The 16,368-nt window shown below is 47.1% G+C and carries 16 protein-coding genes; 9 read left to right on the forward strand and 7 right to left on the reverse strand.

What is annotated here, in order from left to right; genetic code table 11:
- Positions 1 to 54 precede the first annotated feature (54 nt).
- From SPIRS_RS13665 to SPIRS_RS13695, 7 genes are all read left to right on the forward strand, one after another.
- Positions 55 to 1,560: a sugar ABC transporter ATP-binding protein gene (locus tag SPIRS_RS13665; protein WP_013255274.1), complete on the forward strand. Its 1,506-nt coding sequence runs from the start codon at positions 55 to 57 to the stop codon at positions 1,558 to 1,560.
- 11 nt (positions 1,561 to 1,571) lie between these two features.
- Positions 1,572 to 2,573, forward strand: coding sequence for an ABC transporter permease (locus SPIRS_RS13670; RefSeq protein ID WP_013255275.1), 1,002 nt, complete (start codon positions 1,572 to 1,574; stop codon positions 2,571 to 2,573).
- Positions 2,574 to 2,773: 200 nt separating this feature from the next.
- The gene (locus SPIRS_RS13675) at positions 2,774 to 3,901 is read left to right on the forward strand and encodes an ABC transporter substrate-binding protein (protein ID WP_013255276.1); all 1,128 of its coding nucleotides are present in this window, start codon (positions 2,774 to 2,776) and stop codon (positions 3,899 to 3,901) included.
- A 13-nt stretch (positions 3,902 to 3,914) separates the two neighbouring features.
- Entirely contained in the window at positions 3,915 to 4,940 is a 1,026-nt protein-coding gene (locus SPIRS_RS13680; protein ID WP_013255277.1) for a FecCD family ABC transporter permease, read from the forward strand.
- Positions 4,933 to 5,673 carry an ABC transporter ATP-binding protein gene (locus SPIRS_RS13685; protein ID WP_013255278.1) on the forward strand — a complete coding sequence of 247 codons (741 nt, stop codon included), beginning with the start codon at positions 4,933 to 4,935 and terminating at the stop codon, positions 5,671 to 5,673. Before SPIRS_RS13680 ends, SPIRS_RS13685 begins: the two co-directional genes overlap by 8 nt.
- A gap of 28 nt (positions 5,674 to 5,701) precedes the next feature.
- Positions 5,702 to 6,955 carry a hypothetical protein gene (locus SPIRS_RS13690; protein WP_013255279.1) on the forward strand — a complete coding sequence of 418 codons (1,254 nt, stop codon included), beginning with the start codon at positions 5,702 to 5,704 and terminating at the stop codon, positions 6,953 to 6,955.
- A complete protein-coding gene (locus SPIRS_RS13695) occupies positions 6,952 to 7,647 on the forward strand; it encodes a hypothetical protein (protein ID WP_013255280.1) in 696 nt (231 codons plus the stop codon). Before SPIRS_RS13690 ends, SPIRS_RS13695 begins: the two co-directional genes overlap by 4 nt.
- Before the next feature lie 119 nt (positions 7,648 to 7,766).
- Here the strand turns inward: SPIRS_RS13695 and SPIRS_RS13700 are convergent, their stop codons facing one another.
- Positions 7,767 to 8,819, reverse strand: a complete 1,053-nt coding sequence (locus tag SPIRS_RS13700; RefSeq protein WP_013255281.1) for a bifunctional transcriptional activator/DNA repair enzyme AdaA — start codon at positions 8,817 to 8,819, stop codon at positions 7,767 to 7,769.
- A 225-nt stretch (positions 8,820 to 9,044) separates the two neighbouring features.
- On the opposite strand from SPIRS_RS13700, the gene SPIRS_RS13705 reads away from it, so the two are divergent.
- Both SPIRS_RS13705 and SPIRS_RS13710 read left to right on the forward strand, forming a co-directional pair.
- Positions 9,045 to 9,479 carry a flavodoxin family protein gene (locus SPIRS_RS13705; RefSeq protein WP_013255282.1) on the forward strand — a complete coding sequence of 145 codons (435 nt, stop codon included), beginning with the start codon at positions 9,045 to 9,047 and terminating at the stop codon, positions 9,477 to 9,479.
- A 309-nt stretch (positions 9,480 to 9,788) separates the two neighbouring features.
- Complete coding sequence (locus SPIRS_RS13710) at positions 9,789 to 10,628, forward strand: Cof-type HAD-IIB family hydrolase (RefSeq protein ID WP_013255283.1); 840 nt, start codon at positions 9,789 to 9,791, stop codon at positions 10,626 to 10,628.
- A 478-nt stretch (positions 10,629 to 11,106) separates the two neighbouring features.
- On the opposite strand, the gene SPIRS_RS13715 is transcribed toward SPIRS_RS13710, so the two are convergent.
- The 6 genes from SPIRS_RS13715 to SPIRS_RS13740 are packed head-to-tail and all read right to left on the reverse strand — an operon-like array spanning position 11,107 to position 16,366.
- The gene (locus tag SPIRS_RS13715) at positions 11,107 to 12,408 is read right to left on the reverse strand and encodes an L-cysteine desulfidase family protein (protein ID WP_013255284.1); all 1,302 of its coding nucleotides are present in this window, start codon (positions 12,406 to 12,408) and stop codon (positions 11,107 to 11,109) included.
- An 8-nt stretch (positions 12,409 to 12,416) separates the two neighbouring features.
- Positions 12,417 to 12,791 carry a RidA family protein gene (locus SPIRS_RS13720; protein ID WP_013255285.1) on the reverse strand — a complete coding sequence of 125 codons (375 nt, stop codon included), beginning with the start codon at positions 12,789 to 12,791 and terminating at the stop codon, positions 12,417 to 12,419.
- 25 nt (positions 12,792 to 12,816) lie between these two features.
- A complete protein-coding gene (locus SPIRS_RS13725) occupies positions 12,817 to 13,359 on the reverse strand; it encodes a shikimate kinase (protein WP_013255286.1) in 543 nt (180 codons plus the stop codon).
- Between the two features lie 13 nt (positions 13,360 to 13,372).
- A complete protein-coding gene (locus SPIRS_RS13730) occupies positions 13,373 to 13,861 on the reverse strand; it encodes an L-2-amino-thiazoline-4-carboxylic acid hydrolase (RefSeq protein ID WP_013255287.1) in 489 nt (162 codons plus the stop codon).
- A 39-nt stretch (positions 13,862 to 13,900) separates the two neighbouring features.
- On the reverse strand, positions 13,901 to 15,397 hold the full coding sequence (locus tag SPIRS_RS13735; protein WP_013255288.1) for a xylulokinase: 1,497 nt from the start codon (positions 15,395 to 15,397) through the stop codon (positions 13,901 to 13,903).
- A gap of 12 nt (positions 15,398 to 15,409) precedes the next feature.
- Complete coding sequence (locus SPIRS_RS13740) at positions 15,410 to 16,366, reverse strand: uroporphyrinogen decarboxylase family protein (RefSeq protein ID WP_148224079.1); 957 nt, start codon at positions 16,364 to 16,366, stop codon at positions 15,410 to 15,412.
- Positions 16,367 to 16,368 lie beyond the last annotated feature (2 nt).

A 16,368-nucleotide genomic window follows, 5' to 3' on the forward strand; every position in this document is an offset into this window, starting at 1 on the left:
TCTGTTCTATGGAAGAGCAGAGTCGTTTTTTTGAGGCAGGAAAGCGAGGTAACCTTGAGTAATCAGACACTACTTGAGATGAAACATATCCGAAAACAGTTTCCCGAAGTGCTGGCATTAAAGGATATCAGCATAGCGGTAATGGCCGGAGAGGTACACGCTCTTCTTGGTGAAAATGGTGCGGGCAAATCGACACTGATCAAGGTTCTTGGTGGAATTTACTCCATGGACGGCGGAGAAATTTTCATTGAAGGCAGCAAAACCGATATACATACGGTCCATGATGCCCAGGCAAACGGAATAAATGTTATCCATCAGGAACTTGTACTTGTGCCGAAGATGACCGTTGCCGAGAATATTTTCCTCGGCAGGGAACCGGTCAGACACGGTACCGTTGACAGGATAAGGATGAATGCCGACGCAAAGACCCTTCTTGACTCCTTTGATCTTGATATCGATCCCGACATCAATCTGGGAGAACTGACAATAGCCCAGCAGCAGATGGTCGAGATCACCAAAGCACTCTCGTTCAACTCCCGTATTCTTGTCATGGATGAGCCGACCTCTTCTCTTTCGGAAAAAGAGGTCAACTTTCTTTTCGATACCATACGAAAGCTGAAAAAGAGGGGGGTCGGAATCATCTATATCTCACACAGAATGTCGGAGCTCTTCGAGATCAGCGACAGAGTTACCGTCATGAGGGACGGGGAATATATCGGAACCGTTATAACCCAGGAGGCCACACCTGAGAGGCTTATCACCATGATGGTGGGTCGGAAGCTCACAAGCTACTACACCCGAACCTATTCCCGGTTATCCGAGAAGATCCTGGAAGTGAAGCATCTTAGCGACGGGAAGCTCCTTAACGATGTGAGCTTTGATCTCTACAAAGGAGAAATTCTTGGATTTGCCGGTTTGGTCGGCGCAGGAAGAAGCGAGGTTATGAAATGCATCTTCGGTCTGGCTCCTTTTACAGAAGGCCACATTATCATTGAAGGGAAACAGGTACGGATACAAAACGCATCGGAAGCAATGGCCCATGGATTGGCCCTTGTTCCCGAAAGCAGGAAAAAAGAGGCATTGTTTCCGGTACAAAGCGTAAAATTCAACATATCCATAAGGATCTTGTCCCGGTTTATCAAGGGAATTTTTGTAAACGACAGAAGGGAAGAAGCAATCACCAACAATTATATACGACAACTTTCGATAAAGACCCCTTCTTCCGAACAAACCATTGGAAATCTGTCGGGTGGGAACCAGCAGAAAGTTGTTATCGGCCGGTGGTTGGCGACAACCCCCAAGATCCTGATCCTGGACGAACCTACGAGAGGAGTGGATGTTGGAGCGAAGGCGGAGATCTACGCCATCATGAATAAGCTCGCCGCCCAGGGCATGGCCATCATCATGATATCGTCAGAACTTCCCGAGGTTATCAACATGAGCGACCGCGTCGTGGTCATGTGTAACGGTTCGGTAACCGGCTGTCTGCCAAAAGAGGAGCTGAACCAAGAGAAAATCATGCATTTGGCTACGCTGCATGGAATGCCGGTGCAAAGCTGAGGAGATACGGAATGGGTAACGATACAATACAGCCTGTGGATTCGAGAGGTAAACGTCAAATTTATATAGGACATTCTGTCCTTCAGTTCCTGAAGGAAAACATGGGAATACTGATAGGACTTGCCCTGCTTTGTTTGATTCTGGCAATCAAATCTCCGGTCTTTTTATCCAGGGCCAATATTTTTAATGTACTGCGGCAGGTGGCTACAAACCTTTATATAGCCTGTGCCATGACAATGATCATTATCCTTGGAGGAATAGACCTTTCCGTGGGCTCGATCATCGCCCTTTCAGGAGTCGTCACCGGTGGCCTCATCGCCTTTGACGGAGCCTCCCTTGCAGCCGCCGTCACTTCAGGGCTTGTTGTGGGAACCGCTGTCGGGGCCTTCAACGGGTTTGTCATATCGACTACAACCATTCCCCCCTTCATCGTCACCCTTGCAACGATGAATATTGCAAGGGGCGCCGCATATGTCTATACCGGCGGGCAACCCATCAGAGTCATGTCCGACAGCTTCAACTTCATTGGAGCCGGTTATGTCGGTGATATTCCCATGCCCATCATCTATCTCCTTTTCATAGTCCTTATTTCCTTCTTTATTTTAAGCCAATCCAAACTTGGCCGGCACATCTATGCTGTAGGGGGGAACTCCCAGGCAGCACGCTTTTCGGGAATAAAAATCAAACGGGTGATTTTTTTCACCTATCTTTTTTCGGGGCTAATGTCTTCGATCGCCGGTATCGTTCTTGCCTCCCGCATGTTTTCAGGTCAGCCAACCGCAGGACAGGGGGCAGAGATGGATGCCATTGCCGCAGTAGTGCTCGGAGGAACAAGTATGAGCGGCGGTTCGGGAAAGATCGGGGGAACGATTATCGGAGCTCTGGTGATTGGCATGCTCAGCAATGGTCTTAATCTCATGGGAATCAATTCCTTTTGGCAATATGTCGTAAAGGGGGTGGTAATACTGATAGCGGTCTATGTGGATTATTTTAAAAAGAATGTAACGACTTGATATATCCTTCGGACGGATCATGACAAAAAAGGCCTCAACGGGCTGTCTGCTCCTGAGACAGCCCGACACTTCGGATTCATCCAAAGCTTTTTTGTTTCTATTGACACAAACACAAAGAAAAGTTATCGTGTCTTTAGATTAGTCTTACCTAATTTAAAAAGCTGAAACAAATTCATACCAATAACGGAGGCTACTACAACATGAACCATCCCCCTTATCGCACCATGATACTGTTGCTGACCATGGTACTGCTGACCGCCTCCGGCTACCTTTTTGCCGGAGGACATCAGGAACAGGAAAACACCCCACCTTCAGCAGCCAAGGAAACTATTTCCATCATCGATCAGACCGGACGGGAAGTCTCTGTTCCGAAGGAAGTCCGACGGATTGTCACCATCCCTATCCCGGCGGCCAGCATGCTGATTGCGATCGACGGCGGCACAGAACGGCTTGTGGGGATGCACCCAAAATCAAAATCCGCTCTTGAAGAAGGCATTCTCAAAGAGTTCTACCCGGAAGCCTTGAGGATAAACAGTGAGGTTGTGGGAGATGGCTTTATGCCGAATGTAGAGGCGATGCTTGCGCTTAATCCCGATCTCATTTTTCAGTGGGGGCATCTGGGAGTCGATGTCGTCGAACCACTGGAAAATGCGGGTCTGAATGTTGCACTGCTTTTGTACGGCAGCCAGGAAAATCTCGAAGGCTGGATCCATGACTTTGGCCTCTTGTTGGATAAAGAGGAAAAGGCGCAAAAAATCATTGCGTGGCACCATGAGGTACAGGAAGAAATCGGCAGCGCAGTGGCCGAGATTCCCGAAAATGAAAAGCCAAGGGTCCTCTATTTTCTCCGGTGGCTTTCGAGTAAAACCGTTGCGGCACAGGGAACCTATAATGATTTCTACATCAACCTTACCGGGGGAATCAATCCCGCAGGTGAGTTGACACAGTTTCCTCAGGTCAGCGAAGAACAGATCATCGCATGGGACCCGCAGATCATCCTGCTCAACGGCTTCGAATCCGAACTGACGCCTCAGGATATCTACGGCAACCCGAAGCTGGCCGATGTCAGTGCGGTCAGAGACCATCGTGTCTATAAAATTCCCCTTGGCGGATACCGATGGGATCCCCCGAACCAGGAATCACCCCTGATGTGGAAATGGCTTGCCATGCTGTTCCATCCCGAGCGCTTCGGCTGGGACCTGCGGAACGAGATTAAGGAAAACTATCTCTGGATATATGGGAAGGTACCCACGGAAGAGCAGATAGACGGTATTCTGAGAAAAACCATGAATAGCGAAGCCGCCGGGTACGACCGCTTTCTACAATAAACAGGCACTTCCTATGCAACAACGGAGAAACGAAAAGAAGGCGTGGATTCTTCTTTGCACTGCTCTGCTTCTTTCGGCTCTCATCTCCTTCGGCCTGGGCAGATACACCATAGCCATACCTAAAGTGGCTGGAATTCTCGCCTCGAAACTTTTTCCGATTGCGCCCTACTGGAGTCAGACCGATGCCAGAGTGGTGACATTAATACGACTTCCCCGGGTTCTGTTCGCAATCTTGTCGGGAGCAGGCCTTGCCATGAGCGGGGCCGTGCTCCAGGGGGTATTCAGAAACCCACTGGTGGGACCACAGGTCATCGGAGTGACGGCGGGCAGCGGCTTCGGTGGAGCGCTTGCAATCATGCTCTTTAGCAGCCAATTCCTGAACATGATCTTTGCCTTTGCCTTTGGCCTTGCGGCAGTGGCGGCGGTCTTCCTTTTGAGCCGAAGCAAGGGGCACTCACCAATCTTGATGTTGGTATTATCCGGTGTCATTGCAAGTGCTTTTTTCACCGCCCTCACCTCTCTCATTAAATATGTCGCGGATCCCTACGATAAGCTTCCCGCAATCGTCGTTTGGCTTATGGGAAGCTTCTCCACCATTACCTACAAAAAGCTTGTTGCATCGGCCATTCCCCTGATTTTGGCCGGCAGCTTCCTCTTTCTCATCAGATTTCGTATCAACATCGTCAGTTTGGGTGAGGAGGAAGCCGAAGCGATCGGAGTAAAAACCGATAGACTGCGCTGGATGATTCTGATTGCCGTGGCGGTCATCACGGCAGCGGTCGTGTCGGCGGCGGGAATTGTGGGATGGGTTGGTCTTGTTGTTCCCCACATGGCGAGAATGATCGTCGGTCCCGATCACCGGAAGCTTTTGCCGGCATCGGCCTTGATGGGCGGCACCTATATGCTTTGGGTCGACAACCTTGCACGAAGCGCCACTGCCGCGGAGATTCCTTTGGGAATCATCACCGCAATCATAGGAGCCCCGGTATTCGGCTATCTGCTCAAGAAAAATCAGGCGAAGGGATGGAAACATGATTAAAGTTGAGGGAATTTCTTTTCGCTATACAAGAGAACAGACCGTCTTTGCAAACCATTCGTTTCAGCTTGAGAGCGGAAGGTCCCTTGCAATCCTTGGTCCAAACGGACAAGGGAAAACAACGATGCTCAAATGCATGATAGGACTGTTACGGGTCGATACAGGGAGCATCTTTATCGACGGTGAATATGGCTATGTTCCGCAACGGGAATCTTCGATCTTCTCATATTCGGTTCTCGACATGGTGGTCATGGGCAGGGCACGACACATCCCGCTTTTCACCTCACCCAAGCCAAAGGACTATCGAATAGCCGAATCCGTGTTATCGATGATGGAAATGGAATCCTTTGCAGAACGCCCTTTTAACGAGCTATCGGGTGGAGAGCGACAATTAGTTTTGATAGCCCGGGCACTTGCCTCGGAATGCTCCATTCTGGTTCTGGACGAACCGACATCGGCACTGGATTTCAGAAATCAGAGCAGAGTGTTGCAAGTTATACGTGGCCTGAGTCAGGAACATGGCATAAGCGTGGTGTTCACAACCCATTCACCGAACCACGCAGTCCATGCGGCCGATGATGTACTGCTTATGTACGACCCGGCAGACTATCGCTACGGGACTGTTGAAGAGGTGATGACCGAAGAAAACCTAAAGCGGCTTTACGGTCTTGAAATACGAACGTTTGAGTATGTACATGAAAACGGCAAAGGCCGGGCAATCGTGCCGGTCTTATAAGACGTTAGAAAAAAGAAAGGAGACGCATATGAACAAGATAGGTGTGCTGTACTCGGGAATAAGCTTTCAGCATCAGACATTGAACGATCCACAGTACCGGGGTCAGTTTATTCCCATCAATATATATGACCTACCCGAGATAGACCTCTCGCTATACGATGCAATAATCGTACCACGTTCGGTCGACCAGGTGGCCTTAAGGGATTATAAGAGAGTTATTGAAGAGTTTCTGGATCTTCCCGGCATCCTGATTGTGCTCGGAGATTACAACGGCGGTTGGCTACCGGGATGTCAGCCGGGAGGCTTTACACGAGAGGATGATGAGCCCCTCATTAAGGTGGAAGAGCACCCGATCCTAAAGGATATCGAATCGGAAGATTTGCATTGGCATAAAGGGATCAACGGGCTCTGCAGCCATGGGCACCTGGTCCCCCCTGCCGGGGCGAAAACCCTCATCAGGAATCAGCGGGGAGATACCATCCTCTATGAAGACAGAAGCAGTACAAAGGGGATCATCATCGCAGGAAGCCAGTTTGATATTTTTTGCCACTGCTTTTCAAGGGATGAAGGTGCGGCACGAGCCTTACGAAACATCATTACCTGGGTTGGGGAAGAGGCCCCGCTGATTCGGGAAAAACGGAAGCAGCATCCCATAGGGGTCATCTACAGCGGCCTTCATTTTCATTACAACCTTTTTACCCGCCCGGAATACGAGGATATGGAACTGCTTTATATTCGTCGGCTTCCCCGGCTCGATCTGAACAGGTATCGGCTTATCATCATCCCCAGGGAAAGCAACCAGGAAATGCTCTATGCCCAACGGGAAAAATTAATCAGGTATCTGGAGGCAGGCGGTACTATTCTCTCTTTTGGAGAGGTTATTCTCCCGTGGATGCCGGGGCTGATATGGAACAAGGATTTACCGCAGGTCTGCTACCCCAAGGATGCCGACAAAGCGTACAAGCCCGGCGAGGTGTACACAGATAATTTACTCATTGAAAAACCGGAACACAGCCTCTTTGAAGGCCTCAGCATGGAAGATCTCAAGTGGCATTATCATGGAGTTTTCGCCCCTCAGCCGGGACAGGAAATCCTGCTTTCCAACGGACAAGGTAAGGCGGTCATCCTCCTGGACGAGGCGAGCTTCAAGGGCAGATTGCTGGCCACCACCCTGGATCCCGAGGAACACGCAGGTTTCGGCGAGGTAAAGATTACCGAACGCTTTCTTGCCCGCTGTATGGCCTGGGCCAGAGAGATCATTGCGGAAGGGAGTCCCGTATGAACAACGGTATGAACAATATCAGCATAGAGACAGCAGCCCTCAAAACGATACTCTACGGTATTCTAAGCTGCCAATGTCCCGTATCGGAGAAAACGGAAGCGTCTCTTTTTGCCGAATATCGAAAAACGCCCGAAGAAGGAACGGTGGCAATTGCACCCTTTCTTACCATTGCAGATACAAATCCGGTAAAGACACCGTTACACCTCTTTGTTGAATTTGCATCCCTCTATCGGGAAGATCCCTTTGAATTCACCATCACACAAGATGATGCTCTCCGATATTTCAGCACCAGGCCTCATTTCGACCGTATGCTCGGTCCCATCAATCCCCTTACCATATATGATCCGGCTTCTCATTTGGTAGGCCATATGATGCTGCCGGTCAGCCCGGGAGAAAAAGACGGTGAATACCGATTTGAACATGAAGGGCACGTAATTCAGCTGAAGCATATCTTTCTTCCTCCGGATATGGCAAAGCAAAAAGTCGAGGACTATGGCGTTCATTTCGGTATGATTCTCACGACTATCGATGCGCGCCAAAAAACGATGCTCCACTCACATTTGCAATTCATAAAAGAGTTTCCGCAGCTCCTGGAGCGGGTCTCTGAAATAGATTATACAAGTTATCAGGGGCTGGGAGACTACCATATGCACATCAAAAGACGATATGAACGTGTTTTTCCTAAAGGATAAAACAGGAAAGAAGATCCTAACAGGGGGAGGACCCACTCCCCTTCTTCCTCTTTTTTCCTGCAGTATTTATATGTCGTGAAATAAAGACTTGGGGTCAAATATCTTTTCGGATAATACCATTACCGCCACTTCCGCTCATGGGCCAATAACCAGCTTTTTCTTTCAAGTCCTCCTCCGTAACCTGTCAAATGGCCGTTCTTACCTATGACACGATGGCAGGGAATGATGATTGCAATACGATTGTGGCCGTTAGCCGAAGCTACGGCCCGCACGGCCTTAGGACGCCCGATATGCTCCGCCTGTGACTGATAGCTTACGGTATCGCCGTAGGGGATATCGTTGAGAGCGTTCCAAACAATGTTCTGGAATTCCGTGCCGGGCGTGTGTAGCGCTACGGAGAATACTTTTCGCTTCCCGGAAAAGTATTCTGCTAATTCTTTTTTTGCCTGCCTGATATGGTAATTCTCTCCTGCGATGATGGTGGCGCGCAATAATCTCTGAAGATCCCTGAATTCCGTCTCCAGCATCCTTCGGTCGACAAATTCCAGCAAACAAATCCCATTCTCCGTTGCGCAGACGAACATGGGGCCGATGGGAGTGGTAAGCCGGTCGATGAGAATGACATTCTGCCCAGCGCTATTTGAAGGTGATGAACCGATGTATTTCTTGTAGGTATAGCCGAAGCCGCTTAGCGAATCATATCCCATATCGAAGGCAACCTCTGTGGCAGATTTACCCGCCTGTAATTCCTGAAACGCATTATTAATGCGGTACATTCGCTGGAAGGCCTGAAAGGTCATGCCGTACTGCCTTTTAAACCAGCGTCGTACCAGTTCGGGGCGTATACCGTTCTGAATCAATTGATAGTCGGAAAATTTTTCCTTGGGATTCTTTTTGACCAAGTTGATTGCCGCTGCAACCTGAGGCGGTGCCTTGGCACTATTTTCCGTCGGCCTGCAGATCTTGCAGGGACGAAAACCGGCATCAAGAGCATCCTTGAAGGTCGTAAAAAAGAGAACATTCTCCTTCTTTGGTTTACGAGCCCTGCACGTAGCGATGCAGAATACCGAGGTAGTCTTTACTCCGGCGAAAAAGCTTCCAAGATAAGAGGGGTCTTTATGTACAAAAGCATGGTAGTAATCATCAATCGTTCTTTTATCGGAAATCTGCATATGGCATTCTCCCAAAAGTAGCTTAGAAACTGATGAATCAAAGCTACTACTGTCCTTTCAGGACTGCAACCGAAAAATTGACAAGTATGTGGAGAAGGGGGGAAAATATATAGTGTTCGGAATCCTGGTGGTTTTATGCCGTTTTCCCGGAAAATCCTTGGGGTTCCAGGATTGCTTGATCTATAGTAAAAGAAACTAATACTTTTACCAATATGGAGGCTAAAGTTGACGATAAAGGTTTTATATCACAGTATGACAGGCAATACCAGAAAAATTGCTGAAGCCATAGCCAAAACAGTGGGCACAGAAGCTGAAGAAGTCTCTTTGGATAAAGCGACTGAAGAGATCGACTTATTGTTCTTGGGAGATGGTGTTTATGGTTCAAAGGCAAGTAAAAAAATGCGGCTGTTTGTCGATCAGATGGATGCAAAGAAGATAAGAAATATTGCTATATTTGGAACATACGGCGGGCTGGTAGAAGTCATTGAAAAACGCGTTTCGGATTTGCACGATAGAGGATTCAACGTCGTATCCGATGCCTTGACAAGTAAAGGCAGAGCGTGGCTGGTGCTTAACAGACACCATCCAAATCAGGAAGAACTGGAAAACGCAAAACAATATGCGAAGCGTGTTTTAAAGGAAATCTACCACAGTCAATAGTGACAATTTAGTAGTGTTCGGAATTCTGGTGGTTTTATGCCGTCTTTCCCGGCTATAATTCCACACCCCTTCTACCTGGTTTGCAGCTACAATGCTCCCCACAAATAGGAGGTGACAATCGTGCAGGCCATGGAATCTGAACGAAATGAACTCCTATTTCATAACGTATAGGCAAAAGGGGCTATTTTATATGTGCATTGCATAAAAAGTCACCGTTATTTTGGGATTACGGACTTGACGAATTTTCCATGAGTCCCTCTATGATACCAAAGGCCAAATATAGTATCATCAACCACGGCTGAGGTATTCATGGTGCAAAACTATAAATTACTCTGTGTCGATCTTGATGGAACGTTGCTTACGGATTCAAAAGAGATCAGCCAGGAAACATTAGAGGCGATCCGCGCCGCAAAGGCGAAAGATGTCAAGGTTGCTATAGCCACAGGGAGGGCACTTTTTAGTGCCCTTTCGGTAGGAAGCAGCTTCAACAATGATGATGATCATATCATAGCTTCAAACGGAGCGATTATTAAGCATCTTGCGCTTGAGCCGTTGGTACGGGAAAATCCATTTTCCTATGATCAACTTGTTCGTATCATTGACACGGCATCCGAACAGGGGCTCTCGCCCGTCTTTTTTTCCACAGAACAGGCATATACCACCAGTACTTCGGATTTTCAGATGTACCTCGGTTTCGGTTCGGGAACAAATAACGTCTTTAACAAGCAAAGCATCTCGCTCATCCCCTCAACAAAGGATCTGAAGGAACTAATACGGCAGGAACACATAAAAATCCAGAAATGTAATATTCATACGTTGGGCGACGGACAAAAACGTTTTTTACATAATGCACTCAAACGAGAGGGAGAATTCGAAATGCTTTTCTCCACAAACCCGGCCCTGGAAATTACCGCAAAAGGGGTGACAAAGGGAAACGGAGTTGCCGTTCTTGCAGAAGCACTAGGCATCAGACAACAAGAGGTGATTGCAGTCGGTGATAGTGAAAACGACATTTCGATGCTTAGCTACGCAGGCCTGGGAATAGCAATGGAAAATGCCATCCCGGCTGTTAAGAATGTCGCTTCCTATATTACCGAAAGCAATAACAATAACGGTATTGCCCGTGTCATCAGGAAGTTTATTTTGTAATATCAAGGGATTATGATTATTTCTATTTACAGGCCAAGGAGATGAAGTATTCATTAATTACGTTTTTACAGTAGCGGTAAAGCATAAGAGAAAACAGAAATGCCACAGCAGCCATTCCCGCAAGTATCAGGATAGCGATCGTATAGGCAGCCGTATAAACATGTTCATCGTCTCCCAGCGAAAACGCCTCCGACTATCAGATTGCCGCCAAAACGCGACGTCTGTTCCACTACTTCGGGTTTGTTGCCCTCGAATGGCAAGGACAGGGGCAGCCTCGCAACCAGCTACTCCCCCCGATGACAAGTCCCTGTTTCAACCGCATGTTCACAACTACGATGAAGAATATTTTTCTTCATCCAGAGGCTGAGAAATTACTCGCAGCACCTTCAAAAACGCTAACAATATGCTGATGGATGGAATTTGCCTAAAAAAAGGGACTACCGTGGCAGCCCCCTCCCCTTGTATATTACCGCAAAAATTATTCGTTTTTATCCAGCATCATCTCGAGAATAAGTTTATCCGTCTCCTTCATCCCAACCGAGCCAAGCCGACCGATATTTTGGATGGTCTGTTCGACGTTCCCCGCAACAATGCCTTCAATCGAAGAAACGGAACGTCCTTTCATCGCAAGAAGTGCAGCCTGTCCGGCGGCATGAACGCTGCTTGCAACCTTCAGAGCGCAGCTGCTTTTGGCCCCGTCACAGATGATTCCTGCTACATTTCCAGCCATATTTTGTATAGCTCGTTCTACTTCGGGATAACCTCCTCCCAAAAGATATACAAAACCGCAGGCAGCACCGGTAGCGGCCAGGGTTGCTCCGCATAATGCAGAAAGCCGACCAAGACTGCTCTTCATATGGATTGTTGTAAGATGGCTCAGAGCCAAAGCTCGGTTTAAATGTTCCTGATCAAGTTCTAAATCTTTCGCCATCGAGACAATTGGCATAGTAGCCGTTATGCCTTGATTTCCACTGCCCGAATTACTCATGACAGGCAAAAGGCAACCTGCCATTCTGGCATCAATGGCTCCTGCCGTTCGTTTCACCGCACGATTTAGGATGTCATCGGCTAGTAAGCCATTCTTGATATCATCTTCCAATGAACGCCCTACTTCGAGACCATATGCATCCTGCAGGCCTTTTTCGGAAACAGCCGTATTCAGCCGTGCAGTTTCCATGAGAAAAGCTATTTTCTCGAGGGGAACATTCATGGCAAAATCCCAGATCTCTTTCTCGGTAAGCCCTTTATCAATGCCGTTAGCTGCTCCAACGCCGGATTCATTGTCATCCTGACGTCTATCGAGAATAACCATGCCATTGTGCCCCACATAGGCAATATTGGTATGCTCGTGCTGGATAATTACCGTTGAAGTATCCTGACCATTACTGACCCTCACTTCTATGTATAGGTTATAAGGACTTTGCCGCTGTTTGATTTTTACCGAACCACCAGCACATAACTCCTTTGCTCTGGTAAGAGCTTCTGCGGATATGCCACTGAGTACCTCTAGGCCTTTTTTATAATCACCAGCAACCGCTCCGACAGCCGCCGCAATCTCGAGTCCGTATAATCCAGTCCCAGGGATCCCCACGCTCATGCCATTCTTCAGGATATTTCTGCTTAGGTTTGCCTCGATCAGTTTCGGCGTCTTACCGAGCTGAGCCGCTGCACGGGCAGCCGCCAATGCAACAGCAATCGGCTCGGTACAGCCCAAAGCCGGTGCCACCTCTCTTCTTAACAATGCCGCATAGCTATTCCACACATGATGATCTTGTTTCATAGCTTACCTCATTCAGCGGCGATTACTTCGATTTCTACCTTGGCATCCTTAGGCAGACGCGCAACTTCGACACAGCTTCTGGCCGGAAAACTCCCGGAAAAGTATTCCGCATAAACTGCATTCATCTTCGAAAAATTATTCATATCGCTTAAGAAAACAGTTGTTTTAAAAACAGTCCCTAAATTCAAACCCCGTTGCTTTAAAATGGCCTTCACGTTTTCAAGAGACTGCCGAGTCTGTGCTTCAACGGTTTCCGGCATCTGCCCGGTTTTGGGGTCAATCGGTAACTGCCCTGAAGTATAGATACAGCCATCTACTTCAATGGCCTGCGAATAAGGTCCAATTGCCTTGGGGGCACCATCCGTCGTTATAATCTTTTTCATTGTTTTGCTCCGTTTTCCTTAGTTATTATCCACTATGATTAACCTGCAACCCCTGAAACAGCGGATTGGATTGCAACAGATCCTTCAACTCGTCGACTTCTTCTTCAATATTTTTTTCATCGGTTCTGAAGACATAATCGGCAGCCGTATAATACTTGTTCTTTGACTGCTTCCACATCAAACTAATGTCCTCTTCTATGGTTGTGCCTTTATTTACTCGCGGCCGGTCAGCTTGAGAAACTCTATGCACAAGCTCTTCGATAGAAGCCTCAAGCAAAATGAGTCTACCCGATTCCTTCAGCACATCCACATTCCAGTCATAACGGACGGTACCACCACCGAGGCATATAATGGAGTTATTTCTCTGCGAGAAAAATTTACAAATGTAATATTCCAACTCGCGAAACGCTAACCATCCTTCTTCTGCAACTAAACGGTGGAAAGAATAGCCTAAACGTTTGTTCATTTCCTGATCAAGATCGTAAAAGGGCATGGATAAGTCATCAGCCAAACGCTGTCCCAATGTTGTTTTTCCGGTGCCGATCATCCCGCAGAAGTAGACATTCACTCCTCTGCCTCCCTTACTCCTCAATTATCTCTAAACGGCAAAATTTACAGCCTTTGCCAATTGTTTCATGCAGCTTCATCTGTATACCGTCATGGCTGTCTGCCCTACCACGATCACCATCCATCGCAATATCGCAGAAAAGATCAATCTTGTCAGGTGAATACCCAAGTTTACTCCAACTTTCAACCAACGGACAGTAGTTCATCTTCTGGGTTGCTCTGGTTTTGGAGAAATCAATATCTGAGTCAAAAACAGCAGCCGATCCTTTCTCTTTGTGGCGAAGTACCCAATCTTTGGCATGAAAAGGCTCAGGATCATTTTTTGCCTTGAGCGTCCCGAATTTATGAATGGCTCTTCGTGAAGCCTCAATCACTTTTTCTTCCGGTAAAAGCTTTGTAAACTCATCATATAAAAATGCAAACCATGCTGCACGATCTTCGATGGCAGCTCTGATTTTCGTGAGCATTTCCTGTTTTGTGACAAATTCATCTTTTTTTTCCATTGTAAGCATATCTCCTTTTCTACTTCTTGTTCAAATTCATTATTGCTCCGGATGTTCTCGAAGTTGTATTTTTTCCAAGTCCCAGTAAATTTCGTCAACATTCTCCAAACAATGCTCGAATAATGCAAACAATTCACCATAATAAGCATGCCGTCTTTCATCTGGAGAGAATTCACACTGTGGTACGATCCAAGATTCGCTAAGCTTTTCGGGAAGAGCTTCCTTATCCACTCCTAAACGGCAAAGGAGTGCAATTCCAAGAGCAGTTGCCTCGATCTCTCGAGGCTGGGTAAGAGAAATTCCACAAACATCGGCTTTGATTTGGTTCCATAGATTTATACGGCTACCACCCCCTACTATATTTACTTTGCCAATATTGATTTTTGTCTTACGCAATGTCAAAAGCCATCGCAGGATGCGGTATGAACAGCTCTCGAACAAGGCACGTGTAAAATGAGCAGGCCCATGCGTAGGCGTCCAACCGAGGACCCCTCCACTCAGATAACTTTTCCAGTAAGGAGACCGCTCCCCGGTAAATCCAGGTAAAAGCAATAAACCTTCTGATCCAGCAGGAATTTTTTCTGCTTGCTCAATGAGGTTACTTACTTCCATCCCAAACAATGCAGACAACGGTCGCAAAGTCCCCCCGGCCAACCCGGAGGCACCTCCGACCGCGTATGTATCGACAATCATTCCAGTATTGATACTTAAAAGTGAATCACAGCCAGAAAGCGGTCTCGCTGTTAGCGCCATAAGAACATCGGTGGTACCGGATACCAAAACCGCGGTATTCGGCACCAATATTCCACCTCCGTACATAGCAGCTGTACCATCGGAAGTCCCACATATTACCGGTATTCCTTGCGGAAGCCCTGTTAAGACAGAAGCGCTCCGATTAACTTCTCCTATTATTGTTTGTGCGGGTACCGCATTGGGCAATGGGTATCTCTTTAATCCAGTCCATGCGACAAAAGCATCATCAACCTTACCGTTACGATAATCGCAAAGCATCGAATAATTCATATGCGAATAATCGGTAACAATTTCCCCGGTTAAACGTCGTATCAGTTCATCCTTCAGCCCGATTATCCGCCGTATTTTGCGAAATACACCATTATCATGTTTGGATGACCAACGGATTTGAGGAGCCAAAAGCTCGGGACTTATTCTTCGTCCAGTAACGGCATAGATGAAATCTTCCGAAAAAAACTTCGTCATTTCCAAGGCTTCTCGGTCTGCTCGGGTGTCCATCCAGATAAAAGCAGGCTTAATCGGCTGATCTTTACTATCAAGATATACGTATCCAAGTAAAGCGCCGATCCCCACTACGTCGATATCTTTAGAAGGTACGTTCCTCAGTAAACGCTTAACAAGAACACAAACCGTTTTCCAGGCTTCATCCGTATCAATCTCGGCATAAGGGCCCTTAATGCTCACTTTTACAGGAGCCCGTTCCTCTTTATTACAGTTTCCTCCCTCATCTATAAATACGGCCCGGCAATTTGAAGTTCCTAAATCAATTACTAGAAAGCCCATCCGGAAATTCCTTTATCGTCTTTGCTGCGCTACATCAACAATCGCTTTCAAAGCATACGTATCCATTTCTGCTGGTGAACTACATCCATTTGCCAGAAAGAAACGGGATTTTCCCCCCATCTCTATTCCTTCCAAAGTATGTTTCATCAGAAATTCAGGTGTTCGCCGAGTCATGATAGTATTGTCTATACCACCCATCACAGCACCGGACCATTTTCGTTTAACCTCTTGCAGAGAAGGATTTCCGACCTGGCGATCTTCCCAACTAAGGACAGCAACAGGAAAATCAAGGCATTCGTCAATGTCGATGTGTTTGCCATGTAGATGGGCCGTATTCATCGGCCCCATTTCTTTTACGGCAGCAAAGACTTTCATGGCAAAAGGTTTTTCAAATACAAGGAAATCCTGTTTCGATATTTTGTCTTCTCCTGAGAGGATAGACATAAAAATCCCATGGGTTCCTAACGCAAGGGTCCTCTTCGCATATTCGATTGTATTCTGTGTTACTATTTCGAGGGCATCAAGAACGGCCTGGGGTTCTTCTTTCATCAGCCTTGGTAGATATTCTCCTACCGGGCTTTTCTGCAACGATTGATACGGATCAAAAATTGTGTCGCAGACATAAGCCTCCCCTTTTAAACGATTGTTAATAATATCAATGGCCGTCAGCTGTTCATGCAAGGGCGTTGCATCAATTTCTATAGGCTTAAGTTGTTTTAGGTCTTCCACACTTTTTAATGCATCATATCCAACAGGCATTGGATAGAAATAATCATTCATAACTTTGAGCCAGTCAAAACCGTAATATTCATAAAATGAAAAAACAATATCAGCATATTTTTCTCCCGGTAGATACTGGGTTCCAAAATGGTACCAGCAAGAAATCGGATCACGGTCCGGCTTTTGGCCTGATAAAACAGCATCAATGCGCTCAGTTTTCGTCATCATTTTTTTCCCTTCTTCTTTCACGT

Source organism: Sediminispirochaeta smaragdinae DSM 11293 (assembly GCF_000143985.1).
GTDB classification, from domain to species: Bacteria; Spirochaetota; Spirochaetia; order DSM-16054; family Sediminispirochaetaceae; genus Sediminispirochaeta; species Sediminispirochaeta smaragdinae.

Coding starts and splice junctions, on each gene's coding strand:
- SPIRS_RS13670 (WP_013255275.1), top strand. CDS start 1,572: ATGGGTAACGATACAATACAGCCTGTGGATTCGAGAGGTAAACGTCAA.
- SPIRS_RS13675 (WP_013255276.1), top strand. CDS start 2,774: ATGAACCATCCCCCTTATCGCACCATGATACTGTTGCTGACCATGGTA.
- SPIRS_RS13680 (WP_013255277.1), top strand. CDS start 3,915: ATGCAACAACGGAGAAACGAAAAGAAGGCGTGGATTCTTCTTTGCACT.
- SPIRS_RS13685 (WP_013255278.1), top strand. CDS start 4,933: ATGATTAAAGTTGAGGGAATTTCTTTTCGCTATACAAGAGAACAGACC.
- SPIRS_RS13690 (WP_013255279.1), top strand. CDS start 5,702: ATGAACAAGATAGGTGTGCTGTACTCGGGAATAAGCTTTCAGCATCAG.
- SPIRS_RS13695 (WP_013255280.1), top strand. CDS start 6,952: ATGAACAACGGTATGAACAATATCAGCATAGAGACAGCAGCCCTCAAA.
- SPIRS_RS13700 (WP_013255281.1), bottom strand. CDS start 8,819: ATGCAGATTTCCGATAAAAGAACGATTGATGATTACTACCATGCTTTT.
- SPIRS_RS13710 (WP_013255283.1), top strand. CDS start 9,789: ATGGTGCAAAACTATAAATTACTCTGTGTCGATCTTGATGGAACGTTG.
- SPIRS_RS13715 (WP_013255284.1), bottom strand. CDS start 12,408: ATGAAACAAGATCATCATGTGTGGAATAGCTATGCGGCATTGTTAAGA.
- SPIRS_RS13720 (WP_013255285.1), bottom strand. CDS start 12,791: ATGAAAAAGATTATAACGACGGATGGTGCCCCCAAGGCAATTGGACCT.
- SPIRS_RS13730 (WP_013255287.1), bottom strand. CDS start 13,861: ATGGAAAAAAAAGATGAATTTGTCACAAAACAGGAAATGCTCACGAAA.
- SPIRS_RS13735 (WP_013255288.1), bottom strand. CDS start 15,397: ATGGGCTTTCTAGTAATTGATTTAGGAACTTCAAATTGCCGGGCCGTA.